The organism is Martelella sp. AMO21009 (assembly GCF_053484295.1).
Map to the genome: position 1 here is coordinate 34,148 of NZ_JBAKFR010000018.1, position 21,987 is coordinate 56,134.

Sequence of the window (21,987 nt, forward strand, 5' to 3'; positions counted from 1 at the left end):
CTACTCGGCAAAAACGATGCGGCGGGACTGGCGGCGGTTCTGCAGCCAGCCGATCACGGCGGTGCGGACGCGGTGGACGAAGCGGTCCCAGCCGGTCGGATTGGAAATGACATCGGCGCGGTAGAAGGAAGGACAGAGGACGGCCGCCTCCGACACCTCGCCGCAATTGCCGCAGCCGACGCAGGAATTGTCGATCGCCGCAACCGGATCATCCTTCAGCGGATCGTCGGTGTGCTTGACCGAAAGCGACGGACAGCCCGACAGCCGGATGCAGGCGTGATCGCCGGTGCAGACATCCTCGTCAACGCCGAAGCGTTCCTTGACCATGCGCTTGCCATCCTTCACCGCCTTATTAAATTGCGGCTTCACCCGGCGCTGCTTGTTGAGCATGCATTCGGACGAGGCGACGATGATCTTCGGCCCCTCCTCCTTGGTCGTCAGCGCCTCGCGCAGCGTGTCGCGCATCTTCGCGACATCATAGGTGCGGTCGATCTGGCGCACCCATTTGGCCCCGACCCCCTTGACCGCATCGACGATCGAATTGTTGGTCTTGCGGCGGGCATTGTTGGCGCGGGAGGAGAGAATGTCCTGCCCGCCAGTGGCCGCCGAATAATAGTTGTCGACCACCAGGATGACGCCGTCCTGCTTGTTGAACACGGCATTGCCGACGGAGGTGGCAAGCCCGTTATGCCAGAACCCGCCATCGCCCATCACCGAGATCGAGCGCTTGTCGGATTCGACATTGAAGGCCGAGGCAGAGGCCGGGCCGAGGCCGTAGCCCATGGTGGTGCCGCCGATATTGAAGGGCGGCAGAATCGAAAACAGGTGACAGCCGATATCGGCCGAAACGTGATGCTCGCCCAGTTCTTTCTCGACGAGCTTCATCGCCGCGAAGATCGGCCGTTCGGGACAGCCCGTGCAGAAACCGGCCGGGCGCGGCGGCACGACCTCCGCCAGCGCCTTGACCTTGGGATCGGCAAGCACCGGGCCTGCATCCGGCACCGGCGGGCGGTTGCCGAGGATCTGCGGGGCATAGGCCTCGAAAAAGGCCGAAAGCCCGTTGACCAGCACCGGCGTGGTATATTCGCCGCCAAGCGGCAGGATGTCCTTGCCGGAAATCTTGGTCTGGAGATCGCGGCGGCGCATCAGCGTGTGCAGCGCCTGCTCGATATATTCCGGCGCGCCTTCCTCCAGCATGACCACCGCCTTCTTGCCGGCGCAGAAGTCCACGACTTCCTCGTCGATCATCGGATAGGCGACATTCATGCAATAGATCGGCACCCGGGCATTGCCGTAGACATCGGCAAGGCCGAGCTGCTGCAGGGCGCGCATGGCATTGTTGTAGAGCCCGCCCTGCATGATGATGCCGACATCGCCCTCGGAAGGGCCGAAATATTCGTTGAGCCGGTTTTGCTTCACGAACTCGATCGCGGCCGGCCAGCGCTTCTCAAGCTTTTCCTTTTCATGCTGGAAACTTGCCGGCGGCAGCACAATGCGGCTGACATCGCGCTTGGGATTTTCCAGCGCCTCGCGCAGCGTGAAGGCCGGGCGCTTGTTGTCCTTGGCGGCGAACTGGCCGTGGACATGACAGGAGCGGATGCCGACCTGCAGCATGACCGGCGTGTTGGAGCCTTCCGACAGCTCGAAGCCCTTTTCGACAGCATCGACGATCGAGGGCAGGTTGGGGCGCGGGGTCAAAAGCCACATCTGCGATTTCATCGCGAAGGCGTGGCTGCGCTCTTGCATGATCGATGAGCCCTCGCCGAAATCCTCGCCGATGATCACCAGCGCGCCGCCGGTGACGCCGCCGGAGGAGAGATTGGAAAGCGCATCGGAGGCGACATTGGTGCCGGCAGTCGATTTCCATGTCACAGCACCACGCACCGGATACATCACCGAGGCCGAGAGCATGGCGGCGGCGGCGGCCTCCGAGGCCGAGGATTCGAAGTGGACGCCGAGATCGGCCATCACATCCTTGGCATCGGCCAGCACATCCATCAGATGCGAAATCGGCGAGCCCTGATAACCCCCGACATAGGACACGCCGGACTGCAGCAGCGCCTTGGTGATGGCCAGAATACCCTCGCCCCGGAAGGTATCGCCCTCGCCCAGTTTCAGGTCCTCGACCTCGCGTGCGAACGACCGTTCTGCCATCTCGAATTCCCCTTTTCCGTTGCCCGGAAATCTGAATTAACATGCATTAGCATATTTTTGGGTTTCTTGAAATGTCAACTGAATTAGCAATTTTACGCGAAATTCAGCCATGACCAAGAAACCCCCGTGTCAAAAGGCATGCAATTGCATATTTAAGCATCACAGTTGCAAAAATCTGCGCCCAAAACTTTAAACCTCAAATATTTGCCTTGCCGTGCGGCCCGATTTGCTCTTAGACTTGGAACAGACAACAAGCATGACCCCGCGGAAATCATCCGACGGGGGTGGGGAACAACTGGAGCATCACCATGACGACCTTTACCCGTCGCCAGACACTTGGCCTTGGCGCAGCCGCACTCGTCTCGGGCATTCTCGCGGGCCGCTTGCCGGTCAACGCGGCCGAGATCGATACGCTTACCATCGCATTCAACGTCAACCTGCCATCCTTCGACCCGACCGTGGGCGCATCCGCCGTCAATCCGACGATCCAGGCGATCTACCGGTCTATCTTCAGCCAGTATGTCGGCCAGAAGACCGACCTTTCCTTCGAGCCCGGCATCCTGACCGACTGGGGCTGGAACGAGGACAAGACCAAGGTGTGGATGGATGTGCGCGAAGGCGTGACCTGGCATGACGGCTCGCCGCTGACACCGGAAGACGTGGTCTGGTCGCTGGAACGTGCCGCCAACCCGGAGACCGGCAACCCGATCCAGTTCGTCTGGTCGACGATCGGCAATTTCTCGGTCGAGGGCAACAAGATCACCGCCGACGTGCTGCGCTTCGAGCCGACGCTGTTCATGTGGATGGCGTTCCTGACCGGCTATGTCATGCCCAAGGCCTACTATGAAAAGGTCGGCGCGGCGGGCTTCGAGGAAGCCCCGATCGGCTCCGGCCCCTATATGGTCGAGGAATATGAGGGCAACGCCTTCCTCAAGCTCAAGGCCTATCCGGGTTATTACGGCGAAAAGCCCGCCTTCGACACGGTCATCTTCAAGTTCGTGCCGGACACGACGAGCCGCGTCGCCGAGATCGAATCCGGCTCCTCCGACGTCACGCTGGAAATCCCCTACGAGGAGTATGACCGCCTGATCGCCAAGCCCGGCCTTTCGGGCGTGGCCGAGCCGGTCTCCGATATCGGAATGATCTTCCTCAACAATATCGACGTGATGAACGACAAGAATGTGCGTCTTGCCGCCAATTACGCGATCAACAAGCAGGCGATCATCGACAGGCTGCTGTCGGGCTACGGCGTACCCCTCGACACGCTGGAAGCGCCGGAATATTCGGCCTTCGATCCCGATATCAAGGTGCCCTACGATCCCGATCTCGCCGTCAAGCTGCTGGCCGAATCCGGCTATTCCGTCGATAATCCGGTGAAGTTCACGATCCAGACCACCCGCGGGCTGAAGCCCAAGGACTACGAGATGATCCAGGCGATCGTCGGCATGTGGCGCAAGGTCGGCATCGAGGCCGATATCGAGGTCTACGAGATCGCCAAGCATTACGAGTTGCGCGCGGCCGACCAGTTGGCGCCCGCCGCCTTCTACAACTGGGGCAATGCGATCGGCGATCCGACCACCTCGACCGGCTTTGCCATGTTCGGCCCATCGCCGCACTCGGTCTGGAACACCGATGACCTCGACAGCATGATCGGCCCGCTCTGGGGCGAGATGGACGAGGAAAAGCGCATCGAGGGCTGGAAGGCGGTCAGCAAATACATTGCCGAACAGGGCTATGTGATACCGCTGCTGCAATATGTCCAGCCGATCGTGTTCAAGGACACGCTGACGGTGGCCCCGAACCTTTCAGGCGCGCTGCAGCCGACGCTGGTCGCACCGAAGTAAGGGCGTGGGACGGGAGGACGGACGAGCCCCTCCTCCTCGACGCTACAGGAAAGCCCGCCAGCTTCTCATGAGTCATGCTCGGGCTTGACCCGAGCATCCAGGCGACACGGAAAACGCTGCCTGGACCCTCGGGTCAAGCCCGAGGGTGACGCGGAGAGGGAGGAGTGGGCTTTAGAACAAGGCTGGAGCAGAGCACCGCTCTCCTCCTTCAAACTTGAAGAAATGCGGCGGAGTTTTCATGTCTGTCACCGGAATTCTCAACCGGGCCGTGATGGCGGCCGTGACGCTGTTCGGCGTCGCGGTGATCGTCTTCTGTCTGCTCAGGATCGTTCCGGGCGATCCGATCGCGATGATGATCTCGCCAGGCGCCTCGGCTGACGATATCCTGGCGCTCCGGGTCAAATACGGGCTCGATTCCAGCATTCCCGTCCAGTTCGGGGTCTGGATACGGGAAATGCTGACGGGTGATTTCGGCACCTCGATCTCGCTCAAGCGCCCGGTCCTGTCGCTCCTGATGGAGCGACTGCCGGCCACGCTGGAACTGGCCTTCGCAGCCCTCGTCTTCGGCGTCATCGGCGGCGGCTTGATCGCGATCCTCGCCACCCTTGCCCGCCGCACCCCGCTGGAATCGCTCATCGACGTGCTGAACGGGCTGTTTCTCGCCGTGCCGGATTTCGTCTGGGCGCTGCTTCTGGTGCTGGTGCTCGGCGTCGCCTTTCCGGTGTTTCCGACATCGGGCCGCGTCGATCCATCGCTTTCGGGCGATTTCGCCACCAATTTCTATCTGCTCGAAAGCCTCCTCACCCTGCGGTTTTCGCTGTTTTTCAATGTGCTCTCCCACATGGTCATGCCGGTGCTCGCGCTCGGCCTGCCGCTTGCCGCCGTCATCATCCGCACGCTGAAGGAAGCGCTGAACGAGGCGATGCTGCAGGATTATGTGCTGCTGGCGCGGCTGAAGGGCATGTCCGAAACGCGGCTGGTGGTTCAGGAGACGCTGAGGAACGCGATCGGCCCGACGCTGACCCTGACCGGCGTGCAGTTCACCTTCATGATCGGCGGCACCGTGATCGTGGAGAGAATATTTTCCTATCCCGGCATCGGCAACATGGCGATCGACGCGGTCATCAACCGCGACCTGCCGCTGATCCAGGGCATCGTCTTGATGTTCGGCCTGATCTTTGTGCTGATCAACATCGCCATCGACCTTGCCGGCAACTTCTTCAATCCGAGGCTCAAACATGGCTGACACAACACTTGCCGGCGCCCCGCCCAGAAAACGGCATCCCATGCTGTCCGCCCTTCTCGGCGAGCAGCGCGTGCTGTGGGGCGGCGGCATCATTGCCCTCCTGTTCCTGATCGCGATTTTCGCACCGCTGATCGCCCCGCATGATCCGCTGGCGCAGGACCTGATGCTGTCCCGCATTCCGCCCGTGACGTGGCCCGGCGCGGAGCCCGGCTATTATCTCGGCACCGACGATCTCGGCCGCGATGTGCTCTCAAGACTGATCTACGGCACTCGGATCGCGCTGACGGTCGCCGTCGTTGCCGCAGGCCTTGCGGCGATCCTCGGTTCGCTGCTCGGCCTGCTCGCCGGCTGGTACGGCGGCTGGACCGACCGGGTGATCTCGCGCCTCGTCGATATCTGGATGGCGTTTCCGCCGGTGCTGCTGTCGGTGCTGCTGGTGGCGGTGCTGGGCGCTGGCCTGCATTCGGTGATCGCGGCGATCGTCATCATCGACTGGACCCGTTTCTGTCGCGTGGTGCGCGCCGAAACCATCGCGCAGGCCAGCATGGATTACGTAACCGCCGCGCGCACGGTCGGGTTTGCGCGCATGCAGATCCTTGTCAAGGAGATCGTGCCCAATATCATGCCGGTGTTCGTGGCGCTGCTGAGCCTCGAAATGGGCATTGCCGTGGTGGTCGAGGCGATCCTTTCCTTCGTCGGTCTTTCGGTCTCCTCCGACACGCCGACATGGGGCGGCATGATCGCGGCTGGCCGCCAGACCATCCACCATACGCCCTGGGTGCTGATCGCGCCGCTTGGCATGCTGCTCGTCACCGTGCTTTCCTTCAACCAGCTCGGCAACGGCCTGCGCCGGGCGCTCGATCCGGTGATGCGCCGATGACCCTTCTGACCATAGATGCGCTCAGCGCCGTTTCGCTGCGCGACGGCAACCGCCCCGTCCTTTCCGACGTCTCGCTCACCCTTGCCCCCGGCGAGGTGCGCGGGCTGGTGGGCGAGAGCGGGGCCGGCAAATCCACCATCGCCAAGGCGCTGCTGGCCATGCTGCCCGCCACTGTAAAGGTCACCGGCGGCCATATCCGCTTCGAGGGCCGGGACCTGCTGACGCTGCCGGGCCGGGCGCTGCGCGAGATCATGGGCAACGAGATCACCCTGATCCCGCAGGACCCGCAGACCGCGCTGAACCCCGGCCGCCGGATCGAGGCGCAGCTCACCGACGGGCTGCGGCTGAAACGCGGGATGAGCGGCAAGGAGGCGCGGCAGGTGGCGCTATCCATGCTGGAGGAGGTCTATATCCGCGATCCCGAGCGGGTGATGCGCTCCTACCCGCACGAGCTTTCCGGCGGCATGCGCCAGCGCGTGCTGATTGCCGCGGCCTTTGCCATGCGGCCGAAACTGGTGGTCGCCGACGAGCCGACCACGGCGCTTGACGTGACCGTGCAGAAGCAGATCCTCCGCCTGATCCGGCAGATGCAGAAGGCCCACGGCACCGCCGTGCTGTTCGTCACCCATGATCTCGGGGTGGTGGCGCAGATCTGCGACAGCGTGACCCTGCTTTATGCCGGGCGGGTGATCGAACAGGGCCGGACGGCCGAGGTGCTCGCAAATCCCGCCCATAATTACACCCGCGCGCTGATCGCCGCCGGGCCGCGCTACGACCGGCCGGATGCCGGGCTGGAGCCGGTGCCCGATGCCGTGTTTGCTGAATTGCGCGCCGAGATCGGGGAGGCATCGCGATGAGTGAGCCCCTGCTTTCCGCCACCGGCATCAAGGTCACCTATGGCGCTAGCGCGTCGCTGTTCGGCAAGAAGCCCGGCAATACCGTGTTGCATGGCGTCGATATCGAAGTCGCGGCCGGCGAGACCGTCGGCATTGTCGGCGAGAGCGGGTCGGGCAAGACCACGCTTGGCCGCGCGCTGCTCAGGCTGGTGGATGTCGCCGACGGCGAAATCCGTTTCGACGGCCAGGACATCACAAGGCTGGATGATGGCGCGATGCGGCCGCTTCGACGGCGCATGCAGATGATCTTCCAGGACCCGATGGCCTCGCTCAATCCGCGCCACTCGATCGGCCGGATTCTCGGCGAACCGCTGATCCTGCATGGGCTGGCCGAAAACCGGAAAGCGGCGCGCGATCAGGCAGCCGCCATGCTGGAGCGCGTGTCGCTGCCGGAAGAGGTGCTGGCGCGCAGCCCGCACGAGCTATCCGGCGGCCAGCGCCAGCGCATCGGCATTGCCCGGGCAGCGCTGCTGCGACCGGACTTCGTGCTTGCCGACGAGATCGTCTCCGGCCTCGACGTCTCCACCCAGGCACAGGTGCTGAACCTTCTGAAGGCTCTCAGCCATGAGATGGGGCTTGCCATGGCCTTCATCAGCCATGACCTCTCGGTCATCCGCGCTGTCTGCGACCGCGTCTATGTCATGCAGTTCGGCAAGATCGTCGAGCATGGCCCCTGCGCGCAAGTGTTCGACAATCCGCAATCGGCCTATACCCGCACCCTTCTCGACGCCATTCCGCTGCCGGAAATCGACCTGGACTGGCTGGACCGGGTGGCCGTTGACGAGGCATAAGGCCCGAGCACACCAGATTCCGGAGGACTCATGAGCGGCTTTCGCCAGACCTGCATAGCGTTTGAACGCGTGATCGGAACCTTCGCGGCGATCCCGCACCCGGTCGCCGTGGAAATCACCGCCGCCGCGGGACCGGATTTCATCTGCATCGACTGCGAGCATGCCCAGATCGGCCGCGAGCGGGTGGAAGACATGATCCGCGCCGCCGATCTTCACCGGGTTCCCGCCATGGTGCGGGTGCCGGGCCATGCGCCGGAGGCGATCGCCAGCGCGCTTGATGCCGGGGCGGCCGGCGTGCTGGTGCCGCGCGTCTCCAGCGCCGACGAGGCCCGCGCCGCCGTTTCCGCAACCCGGTTTCCGCCTTTGGGCCGGCGCGGGGTCGGGCCAGGTCGGGCGGCCGGCTATGGCTACCGCATTGCCGAGACCCTGAAATCCGCAAACGAGACCGTCGTGCTCGCCATCCAGATCGAAACGGCCGAAGGGCTTGCCGATATCGAGGACATCGCGGCGGTCGAGGGGATCGACGTGATCTTCATCGGCCCCGGCGACCTGTCGGTTTCGATCAATGCCATGGGACCGGAAAACGCAGACAAGCTCAATACGGCGATACGGCGGATCACCGATGCCGCGCGCGCCGCCGGCAAGGCGGTCGGCCTGTTCCGGCCGGACGGCTCCGATGTCGCGGCGTGGGAAAAGGCCGGGATCAGCTTTTATATCATCGGCTCGGACGCGATGATGCTTTCCGCCGGCCTCGCCGCCGGGTTGAAACAGGCGCGTTCGGAAACCTGACCTCAAACCCCGGCCTGACCGTCGGCGCCGCCTTGCCGCTGCGCAACAGCGTCAGGCCGCCTCGCTTTGAAGGGCGTCGGATTTCCGGCGCCCTTTTTGCTACCCTAAAAGGCAGGCAAAAAACTGCGCTTTACATGCAGGCAAATACCTGCATAATGACAAATGTTGAAAGTGAGAACCATGGATACCGATACCGTTTTCAAGGCGCTGGCCGATCCGACGCGTCGAAAACTGCTCGATCTTCTGTGCGAGCGGAACGGGCAGACCCTCGGCCAGCTCTGCGAAAATCTCGACATGACCCGCCAGTCGGCCACCCAGCATCTCGGCCTTCTGGAAAAGGCCAATCTCGTCACCAGTGTCCGGCGCGGACGGGAGCGGCTGCATTTCATCAACCCGGTGCCGCTCTACGAAGTCTACGAGCGGTGGGTGCGCAAGTTCGAGCACCAGCGGCTCGGCCTGCTGCACGACCTCAAGTCAGAGCTCGAAGGAGACAGCAAATGACAGATCAAACGACCCGGCAGACAACCACATTCGTCTACGTGACCTACATCGCCTCGACGCCTGAGAAAGTGTTCGAGGCCATCATCAAGCCGGAGGTGACGCGCCGCTATTGGGGCCACGATAACGTGTCCGACTGGCGTCCGGGCTCGCGCTGGCAGCATGTCCGCGACAACGAGCAGCGTACTGTCAATCTCGTCGGCGAGGTGATCGAAAACACGCCGCCCACACGCTTGGTGATAAGCTGGGCAAACGAGTCGGAGGCCGCAGACCCGCTAGCCTACAGCCGGGTAACCTTCGACATCGAACCCTATGACGACATGGTGCGACTCACCGTGACGCATGATGACCTGGTGGTCGGCAGCGGTATGGCGAACGGCGTAACCAAGGGCTGGCCGGTGGTGCTGTCCAGCATGAAATCCTATCTCGAAACCGGACGCGGCCTCGATATTTTCGCCAAGCCCAAGGCGGCCTGAAGAAAGGGGCGCATCAAGAATAACAAGAGAGATAGTTGAAATCTGAAATATCTTGTGATCAAATAATCAAAACAACAATATTCAGGCGGGCGGCGATTGCCGTCCGCCGGGAACGACGCAGGATAACCCGATGAATATGCAGACCGAATCCGCCCCGCTCAGCAACAGCTTTCCGGTTGACGAGATCCGGTCCCTGTTCCCGGCGATCGCCAACGCCGGCGATTTCGTCTTCCTCGAAAATGCCGGCGGCGCGCAGGTGCCGCAGAGCGTGGTGGATGCGGTCACCAATCACCTCATCGACGCCAACGTCCAGCGCATGGCGAGCTACGAGCACAGCGCCCGCGTCGACGCCGGTCTGGAGGCCGCGCGCGAAAGCGTCGCCGTGCTGATCAATGCCTATCGCCCGGAGGAGATTTCCTTCGGCCTCAACGCCACCTCCTTCATCCGCCTCGTGAGCCTCGGCATCGCCAGAATGCTGGATGAGCGCAACGAGATCGTGGTCACCGATATGGACCATGACGCCAATATCGCCACATGGCTGGCGCTTCAGGAAAACGGCGCGAAGATCGTCTGGTGGCGGATGCGTGAGGACGGAACGCTCAACCCGGAAGACCTGAAGCCGCTGGTCAATGAACGGACCCGGCTGGTCGCCTGCACGGCGACCTCGCATGCGATCGGCACCGTGGTCGATGTCGCAGCCGTCGGCCGCATCGCCCATGCGGCGGGCGCTGAAGTTTTTCTCGACAGCGTTCATTTCGGCCCGCACGGGCTGATCGACGTTCAAGCGTGGGATTGCGACTATCTGGTCTGCTCGGGCTACAAGAACTTTTCACCGCATATGGGCTTTCTGTGGGGGCGCTATGACGCGCTTTGCAAGCTTCCGACCTTCAAGGAAGACTTCATCCCCGACGTGCCGCCCTACAAGATCGAGGTTGGCACCTTTCCCTATGAGAATGTTGCGGGCATGGATGCCGCCGTACGTTATCTCGAAAGCGTCGGCGAGCGGTTTCTGCCGTCCGGCGAACACAGCCGCCGGGAGGCGATTGCCGCCGCGATGGGCGCGATCCGCGATTACGAGATGATCCTGGCGAAGGAAATGCTCTCCGTGTTGAAGCGCCACGGCGCGGTGATCTACGGCATTTCCGACAATGACAGGCTCGGGCAACGGGTGCCGACGATCTGCTTCAACATACCGGGCCTTGCGCCGAAGACGCTTTCGGTCGAGATGGGCAAGCGGCGCATCGGCATTCGCGACGGGCACATGTTCGCGCCGCGTCTGATGGCCCGCCTCGGCCTTGCGATGGACAGCGGCGCGGTGCGCGTCTCGCTGCTGCATTACAACAAGCTTGAAGAAATCGAACGCTTCGACACAGTGCTTGGCGAGATCATCGCCGCGCACAAAAGCTGAAGCGTCACGATGCCGGCGGCGCGAGAACGCGTCGCCACAAACCGCATGCGGTCACCACCAGAGGGAGAATGAAAAAATGATGCTTACCCGCCGCCACGCCATCATGCTTGCAACGGCCATCGGACTTGCCGCCGGAAGCCTTTCGGCAGCCGCCGCCGAGCCCTTCCGGATCGGCGCCTATCCCAGCAACCCGCCGTTCGAATACAAGAACGCCAGCGGCGCTTTCGAGGGCTTCGAGGTGGATATCGCCACCGAAGCCGCCAAGCGCGCCGGCCTCGAGCCGGAAATCGCCGATTACGGTTTCCAGGCGCTGTTCGCCGCCACCACATCGGGCCGTATCGATGGCGCGATCTCCTCGATCACGATCACCCCGGAACGCCTGGAATCGCAGTCCTTCACCCAGCCCTATTACGATTCCGACATGGGCATCGCCGTCAAGGAAGGCATGACGCTTGCCGGCACCGAAGAGCTGAAGGACAAGACCGTCGGCGTGCTTTCCGGTTCCACCGGCGCGAAATGGGTCGATGAAAACAAGGAGAGCCTCGGCATCAAGTCGGTCAAGGGCTACAACGCCCAGCAGGACATGTTCCTCGATCTCGGCGCGGGCCGCGTCGATGCCGTCGTTTCCGACATTCCGGGCATGGAATACCTGTTCACCAAGATGAAGGGCTTCGAGGTCGCAGCCCGGATCAAGACAGGCGAGCAATACGGCATGATGATGGGCAAGGATCATCCGCAGCTCGACGCCATCAACGAGGCGATCACCACGATGAAGGAAGACGGCACCATGGCCGAGATTCACGAAAAGTGGTTTGGCTCGGCGGCGCCGGCCAATTCCTCCACCGTCACGGTCTTCGCCATCCCGTGATCATGCATGACGGAGGGCGTCTCGACGCCCTCCGTCGCTTCTCCGCATCAAAAGAATATCAGAATGCGTCGCGCCAAAGGCGCGGCCAAAACGCGTGTCGCGATCACCGAAAGCTGCCGCCGATGACCCTAGTCGAAACCTTTTTCAATACCGACGTGCTCGTCGCGGCCATGCCGCTCCTCTTGCGCGGACTGATGAACACGCTGATCCTCGGCGTTCTCGCCATCGTGATCGGCGTCAGCGCCGGGCTTTTGATCTGCGTATTGCGTCTCTACGCGCCGAAGCCGATCCGCTTTCTGACAGTCGCCTATATCGACGTGTTCCGCGCCATGCCGGTGCTGGTGGTGCTGATCCTGGTCTATTACGCCCTGCCCTTCGTCGGCATCCGCTTTTCCGCCTGGACGTCCGCGATCCTGTCGTTCTCGATGGTGATGGCCGCCTATTCGGCGGAAGTGTTCCGCTCCGGCATCGAAAGCGTCCCGAACGGGCAGTTCGAGGCAGCCTCGGCCCTTGGCCTTTCCTTTCCGGTCACCCTGTGGAAGGTCATCCTGCCACAGGCGATAAGGATCGTGATCCCGCCGACCACCAGCAATTGCGTTTCGATGTTCAAGGATACCGCGCTCGCCTCCACCGTTGCGATGCCCGAACTCCTCAAGGAGGCGCAGGACGCCCAGGCGTTTTACGCCAATCCGACGCCGCTGATCGGCGCGGCGATTATCTATCTGGTGTTCCTGCTGCCGCTGGTGCGCCTCGTGGCCGTTCTGGAACAGCGGTTCCGCCGGGCGAAAACCCGCTAAGCGCCCCCGCGCGCTTGACTTTGACGCCTCTTGCCCCGACAGACGGTGAAAGGCTCGCACCACCACCGGGGAGAGAGGCGCAATGAACAATACGGGACTTTCCAGGATTTCATCGCGGATGACCGTCCAGGACGGGGTGTACGAGCAATTGCGCCAAGCCTTGATGTGGGGCCAGTTCGAACCCGAACAGGTGACGACGATCTCCTCGCTCGCCGCCGAATTCGGCACCAGCCATATGCCGGTGCGCGAGGCGCTGCGCCGGCTTGCCGCCGAAAAAGGCCTCGAGATCAGCCGCAACGGTTCGGCCCGGGTTCCCGCAGTTTCCCGCCAAAGGCTCGATGATCTCTGCCGCGCCCGGACCGCGCTGGAGGGACTTGCGACCAAGCTTGCGACGCCGCGCATGAAGACGGCCGAGATCGCGCATTGCCTCGCACTGGCGCGCGAACATGAGGCGCTCGGCCGCGATGGCCATGTCCACGAGATGCTGCGCAAGAACCAGGAATTCCACTTCGCGATCTACGAGCTTTCCGGCTCGGAAATCCTGCCGCAGATGATCGAGACATTGTGGCTGCGCTTCGGCCCCTATATGCGCATGCTCTCCGATCTCGTGATCCATCAGATCAACGAGGGCACGATCCACCCCTATTCGACTTATCACTACGAAATGATCGAGGCCTTCCGGCGCGGCGATGCCGAGGCGGCCGCCGCACTCATGGTCAAGGATATCGAGGCGACTCAGGCGTTACTGCAGGACATGTGCCCGATCTGAGGTTCGCTTGCACCGGAACGGAACGCGTCCCAACGCTTACGTCGGTAAAGCGGCTTCATGCAATGTTCATGAGCGCCGGATAGAGGCGGCGGGCCATTTCGGCAGAACCACGAAGCAGATGAAAGCGAAGCCAGACCATGTCGCATAACAGCGGACTCCATCTTGAACTGAACGGCCGCAAAACGCGGCTGAAATGGCACCAGTTGCGCAAGCGCCTCGCCGATCCCGTCTTTTCCCTTGCGGTGATGGCGGAAGGCTTCGAGCTCGGGGCCTCGATGGAGCTTGATCTCAGGGTGCGCGCCGATGGCGGTTTTGCCGTCGTGCACGACGACACGCTGGAAAGCGAGACGGATGGCCGGGGCCTCGTCTCCGCATCGCGCCGCAAGGACCTTGAAGGCGTGCGCTACGCCGTCGGCGGCGAGCCGCTTATCCTTTCCGAAGACCTCGCCCGGCTGCTCTCCGGCGCGCATCCCGACGCTCTGGTGCAATTCGATATGAAATCGGACCTCGGCGTGATCGGCAATGCCGGGCTTGCCCATCTGCACCAGATCATCGGCGCCAATGCCGGCAAGATCATCGTCTCGGCGACCGATCTCGCGCTGATCGCGGCGATGCGCGAGACCATGCCCGAGGTCGCGCGCGGCATCGACCCCTCCGAGGACATCTGGGAAGCCTGGGAGAAGGACGGGCTTTCGGCCGCCGCCGATGTGCTCGATGCGGCGCTTGCCGGGCCGACCGCTGCCGGCACCATCTACCTGCACTATCCTCTTGTCCTGAAAGCGGCCGACCATGGTCTCGACATGATCGCCGCCAGCCACGAGGCCGGCCTTCTGGTCGACGCCTGGACCTTCAATCCCGCCCGGCCCGACGACGGGCTGACGGCCGAGGAGCTTGAAACCGTAAGGCGCCTGCTCGAACTCGGCGCCGACCAGATCACCACCGATGAGGCGCCGCTGCTCGAAGCCGCGTGGCGCGCGGCAGGGCACGCTGCTCCCGCTCAAGGCTGAGGCGGTTTCCGTTCAAGAAAGGTCCATACCGGTAATTTTTTTGTACACGTGTACATTTGTCATGTACACGTGTACAAAATGTCACGTGGGCGTCATGAGGAGGACATAGGTCATATCGTGCGTCCGATCGGCGAAAGCTACATTCCGCGGTTTGGAGGACGTGCGCGGGTAGTTTTCGCTTCACCGGCATCGTGCTGTTCCGGCAGGCCCGGAAACAAGAAACGGCCGATGCGATATGACAACACGGGCGGGGGCTTCCGTGACAATTTCGGGGGGCCTCATGCTCAGGGACCTGGAGAGACCCGCATGAATATCAAGGCATTTATCGGCACGGCGGCCATTGCGATCGCGGCCGCCACGTCAGGTGCGGCGCATGCCGAGGACTACACCATCACCGTCTGGTCGGGCGGCACCGACGACAACTCGCTCTACCGCGTCGACGCAATTGAAATGGCCGCCGACTATCTCGAGCGCCAGGCCGCCATTCGCGGCGACGATCTCAACATCACCGTAGAAAAGCAGGTCTGGTCGAGCTGGGACGATTTCAAGCAGGCCGTGACGCTGGCCGCCGAATCCGGCACCGCCCCTAACATCATCGTCACCGGCCATGAAGACATCGGCCCGTGGTCGCAGGCCGGCATTCTGCGCCCGATCGAGGACTATGTCGATTTCGACGCCTGGCCGCTCAACCAGCTCTATGACAACCTCATCGACGTATCGAGCTATGACGGCATGATCTGGGGCATTCCGCAGGACGCCGAAGCCCGTCCGTTCTTCATGTCCAAGCCGGACCTGAAGGCGATCGGCTACAGCGACGCCGATATCGATGCCCTGCCCGGCAAGATCGAAAGCGGCGAATACACGCTTTACGACATGCTGGATGACGCCAAGAAGATGCAGGATGAAGGCGTTGTCGAACCCGGCTACGGCTTTGCGCCGCGCGTCAACAACGGCACGGATTACTGGCAGTTCTATCAGTCCTTCGGCGGCGAAATGGTTGATCCCGAGACCGGCAAGCTGGTGTTCGACAAGCAGGCCATGACCGACATGTACCAGTTCTTCGCCGACGCGGTGGAGATGGGCGTGACGCCGAAGACTTATCTCGGCGGCGAGTGGGACAGCTGGCACACCAATGTCGCGACCGGCAAATACGGCGCCTGGCATGGCGGCACCTGGCACAAGCTGCAGTGGGAGAACCAGTACGGCCTTCCGGATTTCTTCGACACCGTTTCGTTCTCGCTGATCCCGGCTGGCAATGAAAACGGCAGGGCGAACACCATCACCCATCCGCTGGTCTACTTGATATCGACTGAGGGCACAGACGATGACGCGGCAATCTCCGCCGAGCTTGTCGCCGTTGCGTCCGAGCCGCGCATCAACGCGCTGCATGCGGTCCAGTCCGGCCATCTCGCCATCGGCGAAGCCGAGACGACCATCCCGTTCTACGCCAATGACCGTTGGGCCAGCGAAGCTACCGAAAAACTGCTCCCCTACGCGAACTCGATCCCGAACAATGCCGATTTCGGCATCTACTGGGAAGCGATGTTCAAGGGGCTGGAATCGGCATGGGCCGGCACGACCTCCGTCGAGGACGCGGTGAACCAGGCTCAGGCGACGGTCGAGAACGGCCTCGGCGACCAGATCATCATTCGCTGAACGGAGCGAAGATGACCGAGAACACCTCCGTCGAAAGAGGTATCAACCCGGGCGTGGCAACGCGCCCGGGCGATGCCGAGACCGGCAAGGCCGCCCGCAAGGGCGGCCCCCGCATCAGTCCGTTCGGCATCCTGATGCTGTCGCCGGCGCTTCTTTTTCTGCTCGCCTTCTTCTTCGCACCCGTGGTGCTGACGGCGGTCTTTTCCTTCACCAACATGACCAGCGCGACCGGCATTACCGGCGGCGCTTACGTGGTCAGCCCCAACGCGCTGCGCAATCTTGAATGGCAGGGCATGGACAAGGCCGTGACCGAGAGCCTGAGCGGCACATCGATCACCGTTGACGAGGCGGGTCTTGCCCGCGCCGCTGCGGCCGGCGTCGACCCGGATTTCCTCGAAGATATCGAAGACCGCCTGATGGGCGCGCATTTCGAGGATGCCCGCAGCTTCGAACGCGAGCTGAAAACGCTGCCGAACCGTCCGCGCCGCATACGCGACCTCAAGCTTGCCGCCGAGCCCTTCGGCCAGTCGATCCTCAACACCCGCTTTGCGACGCGCGATCAGGCCGTGAGGGCGATCGACGCGGTTGCACCGGACCTTAGCGAAGATCAGCGCGACGCGGTTCTGAGCGAAGCCTATACCGGCTGGGTCTGGACCACGGACAATTTCAAACGGCTGGCGACGACGCCGGCAACCGGCCGGCTTCTGACCAATACCGCGCTCTATGTCGGCCTGACGCTCTCGATCTTCAATGTCGGGCTCGGCCTCTTTCTCGCGATCGCGATCTTCTACATGCCCAAGGCCAGCGGTTCCGTGTTCAGCGTGCTCTGGCTTCTGCCGCGTATCACCCCGGTCGTGCTTTATGCCGTCATGTGGCGATGGTTCACTTGGGATGACGGATTTCTGCCCACCATTGCCGCACAGTTCGGCCTGCCCTCATTCAACTACATGAAAGGCTCCGTGCCGACGGCCTGGGCAACGATCATCACCCTCAACGGCTTCATCGGCGCGTCCTTCGGCATGATCCTGTTCAGCGGCGCGCTCCGGGCAATCCCCGTCCAGCAGCTCTGGGCAAGCGAGGTCGATGGCGCAAGCCGCTTTCAGCAGGTCCGCAAGATCATCCTGCCGCAGTTGAAGTGGCCGATCCTGTTCGTGACCTGCTATCAGTCGCTGTCGCTTCTGTCGTCCTACCAGGAGATCTGGCTGACGACCAATGGCGGGCCGGGCAACACCACCAACGTGTGGGCGCTCGAAGCCTTCCGCATTGCGCTGTCGAACTTCACCGGCAATCTCGAATATGGCCTCGGCGCCGCCATGGCGCTGGTGCTGGTCGTCGTCGGCCTCACGCTTTCCATCATCTTCCTCCGGCTCTTCAAGTTCGGGGAAATGCTGGAAAAGCCGAAGATCGAATTTTAAGGGAGGTCGGACAATGTCACGCAATTTCGCCGCCTGGCCGCTCATTCTGGTGCTGGGGCTGCTCAGCCTGCCGCTGGTGATCATGTATGCCTTCGTGTTCATCGACAGCTTCACCAACGCGCCGCCGGGATCGATGATCCCCGACGAGTTCACGCTGGAACACTGGCAGTTCCTGATCGACCCGTCGATTGCCGGCAATGTCTGGTCGGCAACGCTGAACACACTGATCTTCGCCTGCTCGATCGGGGCGATCGTTGTGTCGCTTTCTTCCATGGGCGGCTATGCGCTTTCGCGCCTCAACATGCCGTTCCGGCAGTTCTTTCTTGCCGGCATCATGGTGATGCACGCCTTTCCGTCGGTGACGCTGATCATCGGGGTGTTTCTGGTGCTGCAGTTCATCGGCCTCTACGACACGCTGATCGGCGTGGTCTTCGTCAAGGCATCGCTGATGCTGCCCTTCGGCATCTGGATCATGAAGGGGTTCTACGACACCGTGCCCTGGGAGATCGAGATGGCCGGCGTTCAGGATGGCGCCTCGCGCTTTACCGTCTGGCGGCGGCTTATCCTGCCGCAGGTCAAGCCCGGCCTCATCGCCCTCGTCGTGTTCTCCTTCCTCGATGCCTGGGGCGAATATGTGCTGCCGCGCATTCTGGCGCCGACGGCGGATTACCGGGTGCTCTCGGTCTATCTCGAGCGGGTCTCGCAGAAGGATTCGATCACCTATGACTTCAACCTCTTCAAGGCGGTCGGGCTTTATTACACCCTGCCCGTGATTATCCTTTTCATCATCTTCCAGAACCGGCTGATGAACATCTTCAGCGGAGGCACCAAAGGCTGATGCGTATCAAGCTCGAAAATTTCACCAAGACCTTCGACCACACCACGGTCATCGACCGCATGAACCTTGAGGTGAACGACGGCGAAATGCTGGCCCTGCTCGGCCCTTCCGGCTGCGGCAAGTCGACGACGCTGCTTGCCATTTCCGGCATCCACCGCATCAATGGCGGGCGGATACTGTTCGGCGACAAGGACGTGTCGAATGTGGCGAGCCAGAAGCGCAATGTCGGCGTGGTGTTCCAGAACTATGCGCTCTATCCGCATATGACGGCGTTCGAAAACATCGCCTTCCCGCTGGAGGTGCGCAATGCAAGCCGCGCGGAGATCGACCGCGAGGTTCGCCAGATCGCCGAACTTACGCATATCGACCGCTATCTCGACCGCCGCCCCGGCCAGCTTTCCGGCGGCCAGCAGCAGCGCGTGGCGCTGGCCCGCGCGCTGGTGCGCAAGCCTGCCGTTCTGCTGTTCGACGAACCGCTCGCAAACCTCGACGCCAAGCTCCGCCTCGAAATGCGTTCGGAAATCCGCCGCATCCAGATGGAAACCGGCATCACCGCCATTCTCGTCACCCATGACCAGGTGGAAGCGATGTCTATGTGCGACCGGATCGCGATCATGAACGAAGGTCAGATCATCCAGATCGACACCCCGACCGACATGTACCGCAATCCGAAGACCCAGTTCGTCGCGGGCTTTCTGGGCAATCCGCCGATCGCCTTCGTCAATGGCCGGGCGGAAGCCGGCGTGATCCGGCTTGAGGAAGACGACGTCATCCTGCCGATGCCCGCCAACGCGAAAAAGGCCGAGGACGGCGCGCCGATCATCGTCGGCATCCGCCCGGAAATCTTCGGCAGCAATGATGGTAGCCCGGTCGGCGGCCGCGTCAGCTTCGTGGAAACACAGGGCCGCGAGAACCTCTACGACGTCGCCCTGCCGTCGGGCGCGGTGCTCCGCTCCATCCAGCCGGTGCGGCACGACATTGCGATCGGCGACGAGGTGCGCTGGGGCGTTCGACCCGATGACCTGCTGGTGTTTCAGCAGGACGGGACGCGCCTATGAGCAGCGCGCCCGGACTTGCGAATTTCACCGCGCAGCATGGCTGGCCGGCGGCATCCGCCCCGCTCTGCGTCGCCCATCGCGGGGCGAGCGACCATGCCGTCGAAAACACGCTCGCCGCCTTTCGCCTTGCCTCCGAACTCGGCGCCGATATGTGGGAGTTGGATACGCAACTCACCCGCGACGGCGTCGTGGTCGTCTCCCATGACGACCATCTTGAGAGGGTCTTCGGCGTCGATGCCCGGATTTCCGAGATCACGGCGGCTGAGCTGGCCGCCCTCGATGGCGTCGACGTTCCGACCTTCTCTGAAGTGGCCGCGCTCGGGCGCGAACTTGGCACCGGTCTCTATGTCGAACTCAAGGCGCCGGGCACCGGGCTGAAATGCTGGCAGGAGCTCAAGGACCACGACCAGCGCTTCGCCGCACTCGGCTCCTTCGACACGGCGCAGGTGCGCGAATTGCGCGACGCCGGCTGCGACCTTCCGCTGGCCGTGCTGGTCGGCATGGGCAAGGACCCGATGGCGCTGGCCGAAGAGGCCCGGGCCGATCTCGTCCATCTATGCTGGGAAAAAGACGGGCCGCGCCCGCAGGACAAGGTGACAGCGGAGCTCTGCGACCGTATCTTCCGCTCACAACGGCAGATTGTTCTCTGGCATGAGGAGCGGGCGGATATCCTGAAAGACATGATCGACCTTCCGGTTCTGGGCATCTGCACCAACCGGCCGGAGATGATGCAGACCGGCGAGGCATCCAGCGACTTTACATGAGCGATCCAGTATCTCCGAAACGGGCCGTGACGTCCCATGATGTCGCCCGGCACGCCGGCGTTTCCCGCGCCGCCGTGTCGCGCACCTTCACGCCCAATGCCTCCGTCTCCGAGGAAACCCGGCAGAAGGTCATCAAGGCCGCCAATGAGCTCGGCTATCGCGTCAACTATCTGGCCCGCAGCCTGATCAACAAGCGCTCCGATCTGGTTGGCGTCGTCGCCGCCGGCCTCGACAATCCGTTCCGCACCATGCAGATCGACCATCTGACGCGCGGCCTGCTGGCGCGCGACCTGCGCCCCATTCTGCTGCCGACCTCGCGGTCGGAGGATGTGGCGACCTTTATCCGGCAATTGCTGCAATATTCGGTCTCCGGCGTCATCGTCACGTCGGATGCTCCGCCAACGGAACTTTGCGAGGAATGCGCCGGCAACGGCATTCCGATCGTCCTGATCAACAAGGGCGAGAACATTCCCCTGGTCGACCGCGTGGTCAACGACGACGATGTCGCCGCCCGGGCGGCGGCCGATTATTTCTTCGATGCCGGCTGCCGGCGGCTGGCCGTCATGGCCTCGCCGCACCTGTCCTTCACCGGCCGCAGCCGCAGACAGGCCTTTATCGCGCGCGCTGAGGAACTGGGCGCGGCGCTCGAGGTGATCGACGTGCCGGTCAACGACTACAAATCGGGCTTCGAACAGGGCGCAGCACTCGCCGAAAGCGCCGCCGAGGCGCTGTTCTCCGTCAACGACTACATGGCCTGCGGCGTGATCGACGCGCTGGCCCGCCTTGGGCGCGACCGTGACCATCCCGGCCTCAGGATCATCGGCCATGACGATATTCCCCAGGCAGGCTGGGACGCCTACCGGCTGACCACCTTCGCCCAGGCCTGCGACCTGCAGACCGAGGCGGCGATCGATTTTCTCGAAAGCCGCATCGCCGATCCCGACCTTCCGGCGCGGCTGGAGACTACGCCCGTGCGGCTGGTGGAACGAAAGTCGGCCGCATGACCAGCCTGTCCGAACATGAGATTGAAGCGCGCTATGCGTTCGCGCGGGCGCTCGCTCAAAGCGCCGGCGAACGGGCGCTTCAGCTTCAGCGAGACGACGCCGCGATTTCGGTCGCAAACAAGGGGCTTCAGGATTTCGTCACCAATGCCGACCGGGAATGCGAGGCGCTGATCCGTGCGGCGATCGCACGCGACTTTCCCGATGACGGCTTTGTGGGCGAGGAGACCGGCCGGACGGGCGGCGACGGCCCTGTCTGGGTAATCGACCCAATCGACGGCACCAACAATTACATGCGCCGCCTGCCCGACTGGGGCGTATCGATCGCGCTGGTTGCCGATGGCGAAATCATGCTTGGCGCGATCTTCGACGCAACCACGCAAACCGTGTTCCACGCCCGCCGTGGCCATGGCGCGTTCAACGGCGACAACCGCCTTGCCGCTTCGACAATCAATGACCCGCAAGCCGCGTTGGCGCTCACCGGCCATTCCCGCCGCACCGCGATCGGCCCTTATCTCGACCTGCTCCTGAAGCTGCACGAGCAAGGCTTCGATCACCGCCGCATCGGGGCCGCGGCTCTCGGACTCTTGCGCGTGGCTGAGGGCAAGGCCGAGCTCTATTACGAGGCGCACCTGAATTGCTGGGACGTTCTGGCCGGCATTTTGATCGCGGAAGAGGCAGGCGCCGTTGTCGAACGCCCCGCGCTCGCCGACCTGCTCCGCCAGGGCGGGCCGGTGCGCGCCTGCGGCCCCGAGATCGCATCTGCCGTCAGCGAATTGTTCCAGCCACTGGCGGAGCGCCGTCAACCGCGAAGGGGACAGGCCTGACCGCC

At 62.9% G+C, this 21,987-nt stretch carries 21 protein-coding genes; 20 read left to right on the top strand and 1 reads right to left on the bottom strand.

Going from position 1 to position 21,987, the window contains the following annotated elements; all coding sequences use genetic code 11:
* Entirely contained in the window at window positions 1-2,154 is a 2,154-nt protein-coding gene (locus V6766_RS17505; protein WP_448468654.1) for a thiamine pyrophosphate-dependent enzyme, read from the bottom strand.
* Between the two features lie 308 nt (window positions 2,155-2,462).
* On the opposite strand from V6766_RS17505, the gene V6766_RS17510 reads away from it, so the two are divergent.
* From V6766_RS17510 to V6766_RS17605, 20 genes are all read left to right on the top strand, one after another.
* Entirely contained in the window at window positions 2,463-3,998 is a 1,536-nt protein-coding gene (locus V6766_RS17510) for an ABC transporter substrate-binding protein (RefSeq protein ID WP_448468656.1), read from the top strand.
* Window positions 3,999-4,236: 238 nt separating this feature from the next.
* Complete coding sequence (locus V6766_RS17515) at window positions 4,237-5,244, top strand: ABC transporter permease (RefSeq protein ID WP_448468658.1); 1,008 nt, start codon at window positions 4,237-4,239, stop codon at window positions 5,242-5,244.
* Window positions 5,237-6,124: an ABC transporter permease gene (locus tag V6766_RS17520; protein WP_448468660.1), complete on the top strand. Its 888-nt coding sequence runs from the start codon at window positions 5,237-5,239 to the stop codon at window positions 6,122-6,124. Before V6766_RS17515 ends, V6766_RS17520 begins: the two co-directional genes overlap by 8 nt.
* Entirely contained in the window at window positions 6,121-6,981 is an 861-nt protein-coding gene (locus V6766_RS17525) for an ABC transporter ATP-binding protein (RefSeq protein WP_448468662.1), read from the top strand. Before V6766_RS17520 ends, V6766_RS17525 begins: the two co-directional genes overlap by 4 nt.
* On the top strand, window positions 6,978-7,811 hold the full coding sequence (locus V6766_RS17530) for an ATP-binding cassette domain-containing protein (protein WP_448468664.1): 834 nt from the start codon (window positions 6,978-6,980) through the stop codon (window positions 7,809-7,811). Before V6766_RS17525 ends, V6766_RS17530 begins: the two co-directional genes overlap by 4 nt.
* Window positions 7,812-7,841: 30 nt before the next feature.
* Entirely contained in the window at window positions 7,842-8,600 is a 759-nt protein-coding gene (locus tag V6766_RS17535) for an HpcH/HpaI aldolase family protein (protein ID WP_448468666.1), read from the top strand.
* A 180-nt stretch (window positions 8,601-8,780) separates the two neighbouring features.
* A complete protein-coding gene (locus V6766_RS17540) occupies window positions 8,781-9,101 on the top strand; it encodes an ArsR/SmtB family transcription factor (RefSeq protein WP_448468668.1) in 321 nt (106 codons plus the stop codon).
* Entirely contained in the window at window positions 9,098-9,574 is a 477-nt protein-coding gene (locus V6766_RS17545) for an SRPBCC family protein (protein ID WP_448468670.1), read from the top strand. Before V6766_RS17540 ends, V6766_RS17545 begins: the two co-directional genes overlap by 4 nt.
* A 130-nt stretch (window positions 9,575-9,704) precedes the next feature.
* Window positions 9,705-10,982 (top strand): cysteine desulfurase-like protein, encoded by a 1,278-nt coding sequence (locus V6766_RS17550; protein ID WP_448468672.1) that lies wholly within the window; start codon window positions 9,705-9,707, stop codon window positions 10,980-10,982.
* Window positions 10,983-11,058: 76 nt separating this feature from the next.
* Window positions 11,059-11,850 carry an ABC transporter substrate-binding protein gene (locus V6766_RS17555; protein WP_448468674.1) on the top strand — a complete coding sequence of 264 codons (792 nt, stop codon included), beginning with the start codon at window positions 11,059-11,061 and terminating at the stop codon, window positions 11,848-11,850.
* A 122-nt stretch (window positions 11,851-11,972) separates the two neighbouring features.
* Window positions 11,973-12,647: an amino acid ABC transporter permease gene (locus V6766_RS17560; protein WP_448468676.1), complete on the top strand. Its 675-nt coding sequence runs from the start codon at window positions 11,973-11,975 to the stop codon at window positions 12,645-12,647.
* 82 nt (window positions 12,648-12,729) lie between these two features.
* On the top strand, window positions 12,730-13,416 hold the full coding sequence (locus V6766_RS17565; protein WP_448468678.1) for a GntR family transcriptional regulator: 687 nt from the start codon (window positions 12,730-12,732) through the stop codon (window positions 13,414-13,416).
* Between the two features lie 137 nt (window positions 13,417-13,553).
* Entirely contained in the window at window positions 13,554-14,423 is an 870-nt protein-coding gene (locus V6766_RS17570; RefSeq protein WP_448468680.1) for a glycerophosphodiester phosphodiesterase, read from the top strand.
* Between the two features lie 306 nt (window positions 14,424-14,729).
* Window positions 14,730-16,079 (top strand): extracellular solute-binding protein, encoded by a 1,350-nt coding sequence (locus V6766_RS17575; RefSeq protein WP_448468682.1) that lies wholly within the window; start codon window positions 14,730-14,732, stop codon window positions 16,077-16,079.
* 134 nt (window positions 16,080-16,213) lie between these two features.
* Window positions 16,214-17,494, top strand: a complete 1,281-nt coding sequence (locus V6766_RS17580) for a carbohydrate ABC transporter permease (RefSeq protein WP_448468748.1) — start codon at window positions 16,214-16,216, stop codon at window positions 17,492-17,494.
* A gap of 13 nt (window positions 17,495-17,507) precedes the next feature.
* Complete coding sequence (locus V6766_RS17585) at window positions 17,508-18,332, top strand: carbohydrate ABC transporter permease (protein WP_448468684.1); 825 nt, start codon at window positions 17,508-17,510, stop codon at window positions 18,330-18,332.
* Window positions 18,332-19,390, top strand: a complete 1,059-nt coding sequence (locus V6766_RS17590; protein WP_448468686.1) for an ABC transporter ATP-binding protein — start codon at window positions 18,332-18,334, stop codon at window positions 19,388-19,390. Before V6766_RS17585 ends, V6766_RS17590 begins: the two co-directional genes overlap by 1 nt.
* Window positions 19,387-20,154 (top strand): glycerophosphodiester phosphodiesterase, encoded by a 768-nt coding sequence (locus V6766_RS17595; RefSeq protein WP_448468688.1) that lies wholly within the window; start codon window positions 19,387-19,389, stop codon window positions 20,152-20,154. The genes V6766_RS17590 and V6766_RS17595 overlap by 4 nt, the downstream gene beginning before the upstream one ends.
* Window positions 20,151-21,158, top strand: coding sequence for a LacI family DNA-binding transcriptional regulator (locus tag V6766_RS17600; protein WP_448468690.1), 1,008 nt, complete (start codon window positions 20,151-20,153; stop codon window positions 21,156-21,158). The genes V6766_RS17595 and V6766_RS17600 overlap by 4 nt, the downstream gene beginning before the upstream one ends.
* Window positions 21,155-21,982 (top strand): inositol monophosphatase family protein, encoded by an 828-nt coding sequence (locus tag V6766_RS17605; RefSeq protein ID WP_448468692.1) that lies wholly within the window; start codon window positions 21,155-21,157, stop codon window positions 21,980-21,982. Before V6766_RS17600 ends, V6766_RS17605 begins: the two co-directional genes overlap by 4 nt.
* Window positions 21,983-21,987: the final 5 nt, after the last annotated feature.

Coding starts and splice junctions, on each gene's coding strand:
- V6766_RS17590 (WP_448468686.1), top strand. CDS start 18,332: ATGCGTATCAAGCTCGAAAATTTCACCAAGACCTTCGACCACACCACG.
- V6766_RS17535 (WP_448468666.1), top strand. CDS start 7,842: ATGAGCGGCTTTCGCCAGACCTGCATAGCGTTTGAACGCGTGATCGGA.
- V6766_RS17510 (WP_448468656.1), top strand. CDS start 2,463: ATGACGACCTTTACCCGTCGCCAGACACTTGGCCTTGGCGCAGCCGCA.
- V6766_RS17555 (WP_448468674.1), top strand. CDS start 11,059: ATGATGCTTACCCGCCGCCACGCCATCATGCTTGCAACGGCCATCGGA.
- V6766_RS17575 (WP_448468682.1), top strand. CDS start 14,730: ATGAATATCAAGGCATTTATCGGCACGGCGGCCATTGCGATCGCGGCC.
- V6766_RS17570 (WP_448468680.1), top strand. CDS start 13,554: ATGTCGCATAACAGCGGACTCCATCTTGAACTGAACGGCCGCAAAACG.
- V6766_RS17515 (WP_448468658.1), top strand. CDS start 4,237: ATGTCTGTCACCGGAATTCTCAACCGGGCCGTGATGGCGGCCGTGACG.
- V6766_RS17505 (WP_448468654.1), bottom strand. CDS start 2,154: ATGGCAGAACGGTCGTTCGCACGCGAGGTCGAGGACCTGAAACTGGGC.
- V6766_RS17560 (WP_448468676.1), top strand. CDS start 11,973: ATGACCCTAGTCGAAACCTTTTTCAATACCGACGTGCTCGTCGCGGCC.
- V6766_RS17525 (WP_448468662.1), top strand. CDS start 6,121: ATGACCCTTCTGACCATAGATGCGCTCAGCGCCGTTTCGCTGCGCGAC.
- V6766_RS17600 (WP_448468690.1), top strand. CDS start 20,151: ATGAGCGATCCAGTATCTCCGAAACGGGCCGTGACGTCCCATGATGTC.
- V6766_RS17520 (WP_448468660.1), top strand. CDS start 5,237: ATGGCTGACACAACACTTGCCGGCGCCCCGCCCAGAAAACGGCATCCC.
- V6766_RS17530 (WP_448468664.1), top strand. CDS start 6,978: ATGAGTGAGCCCCTGCTTTCCGCCACCGGCATCAAGGTCACCTATGGC.
- V6766_RS17585 (WP_448468684.1), top strand. CDS start 17,508: ATGTCACGCAATTTCGCCGCCTGGCCGCTCATTCTGGTGCTGGGGCTG.
- V6766_RS17580 (WP_448468748.1), top strand. CDS start 16,214: ATGCTGTCGCCGGCGCTTCTTTTTCTGCTCGCCTTCTTCTTCGCACCC.
- V6766_RS17540 (WP_448468668.1), top strand. CDS start 8,781: ATGGATACCGATACCGTTTTCAAGGCGCTGGCCGATCCGACGCGTCGA.
- V6766_RS17605 (WP_448468692.1), top strand. CDS start 21,155: ATGACCAGCCTGTCCGAACATGAGATTGAAGCGCGCTATGCGTTCGCG.
- V6766_RS17550 (WP_448468672.1), top strand. CDS start 9,705: ATGAATATGCAGACCGAATCCGCCCCGCTCAGCAACAGCTTTCCGGTT.
- V6766_RS17565 (WP_448468678.1), top strand. CDS start 12,730: ATGAACAATACGGGACTTTCCAGGATTTCATCGCGGATGACCGTCCAG.
- V6766_RS17595 (WP_448468688.1), top strand. CDS start 19,387: ATGAGCAGCGCGCCCGGACTTGCGAATTTCACCGCGCAGCATGGCTGG.
- V6766_RS17545 (WP_448468670.1), top strand. CDS start 9,098: ATGACAGATCAAACGACCCGGCAGACAACCACATTCGTCTACGTGACC.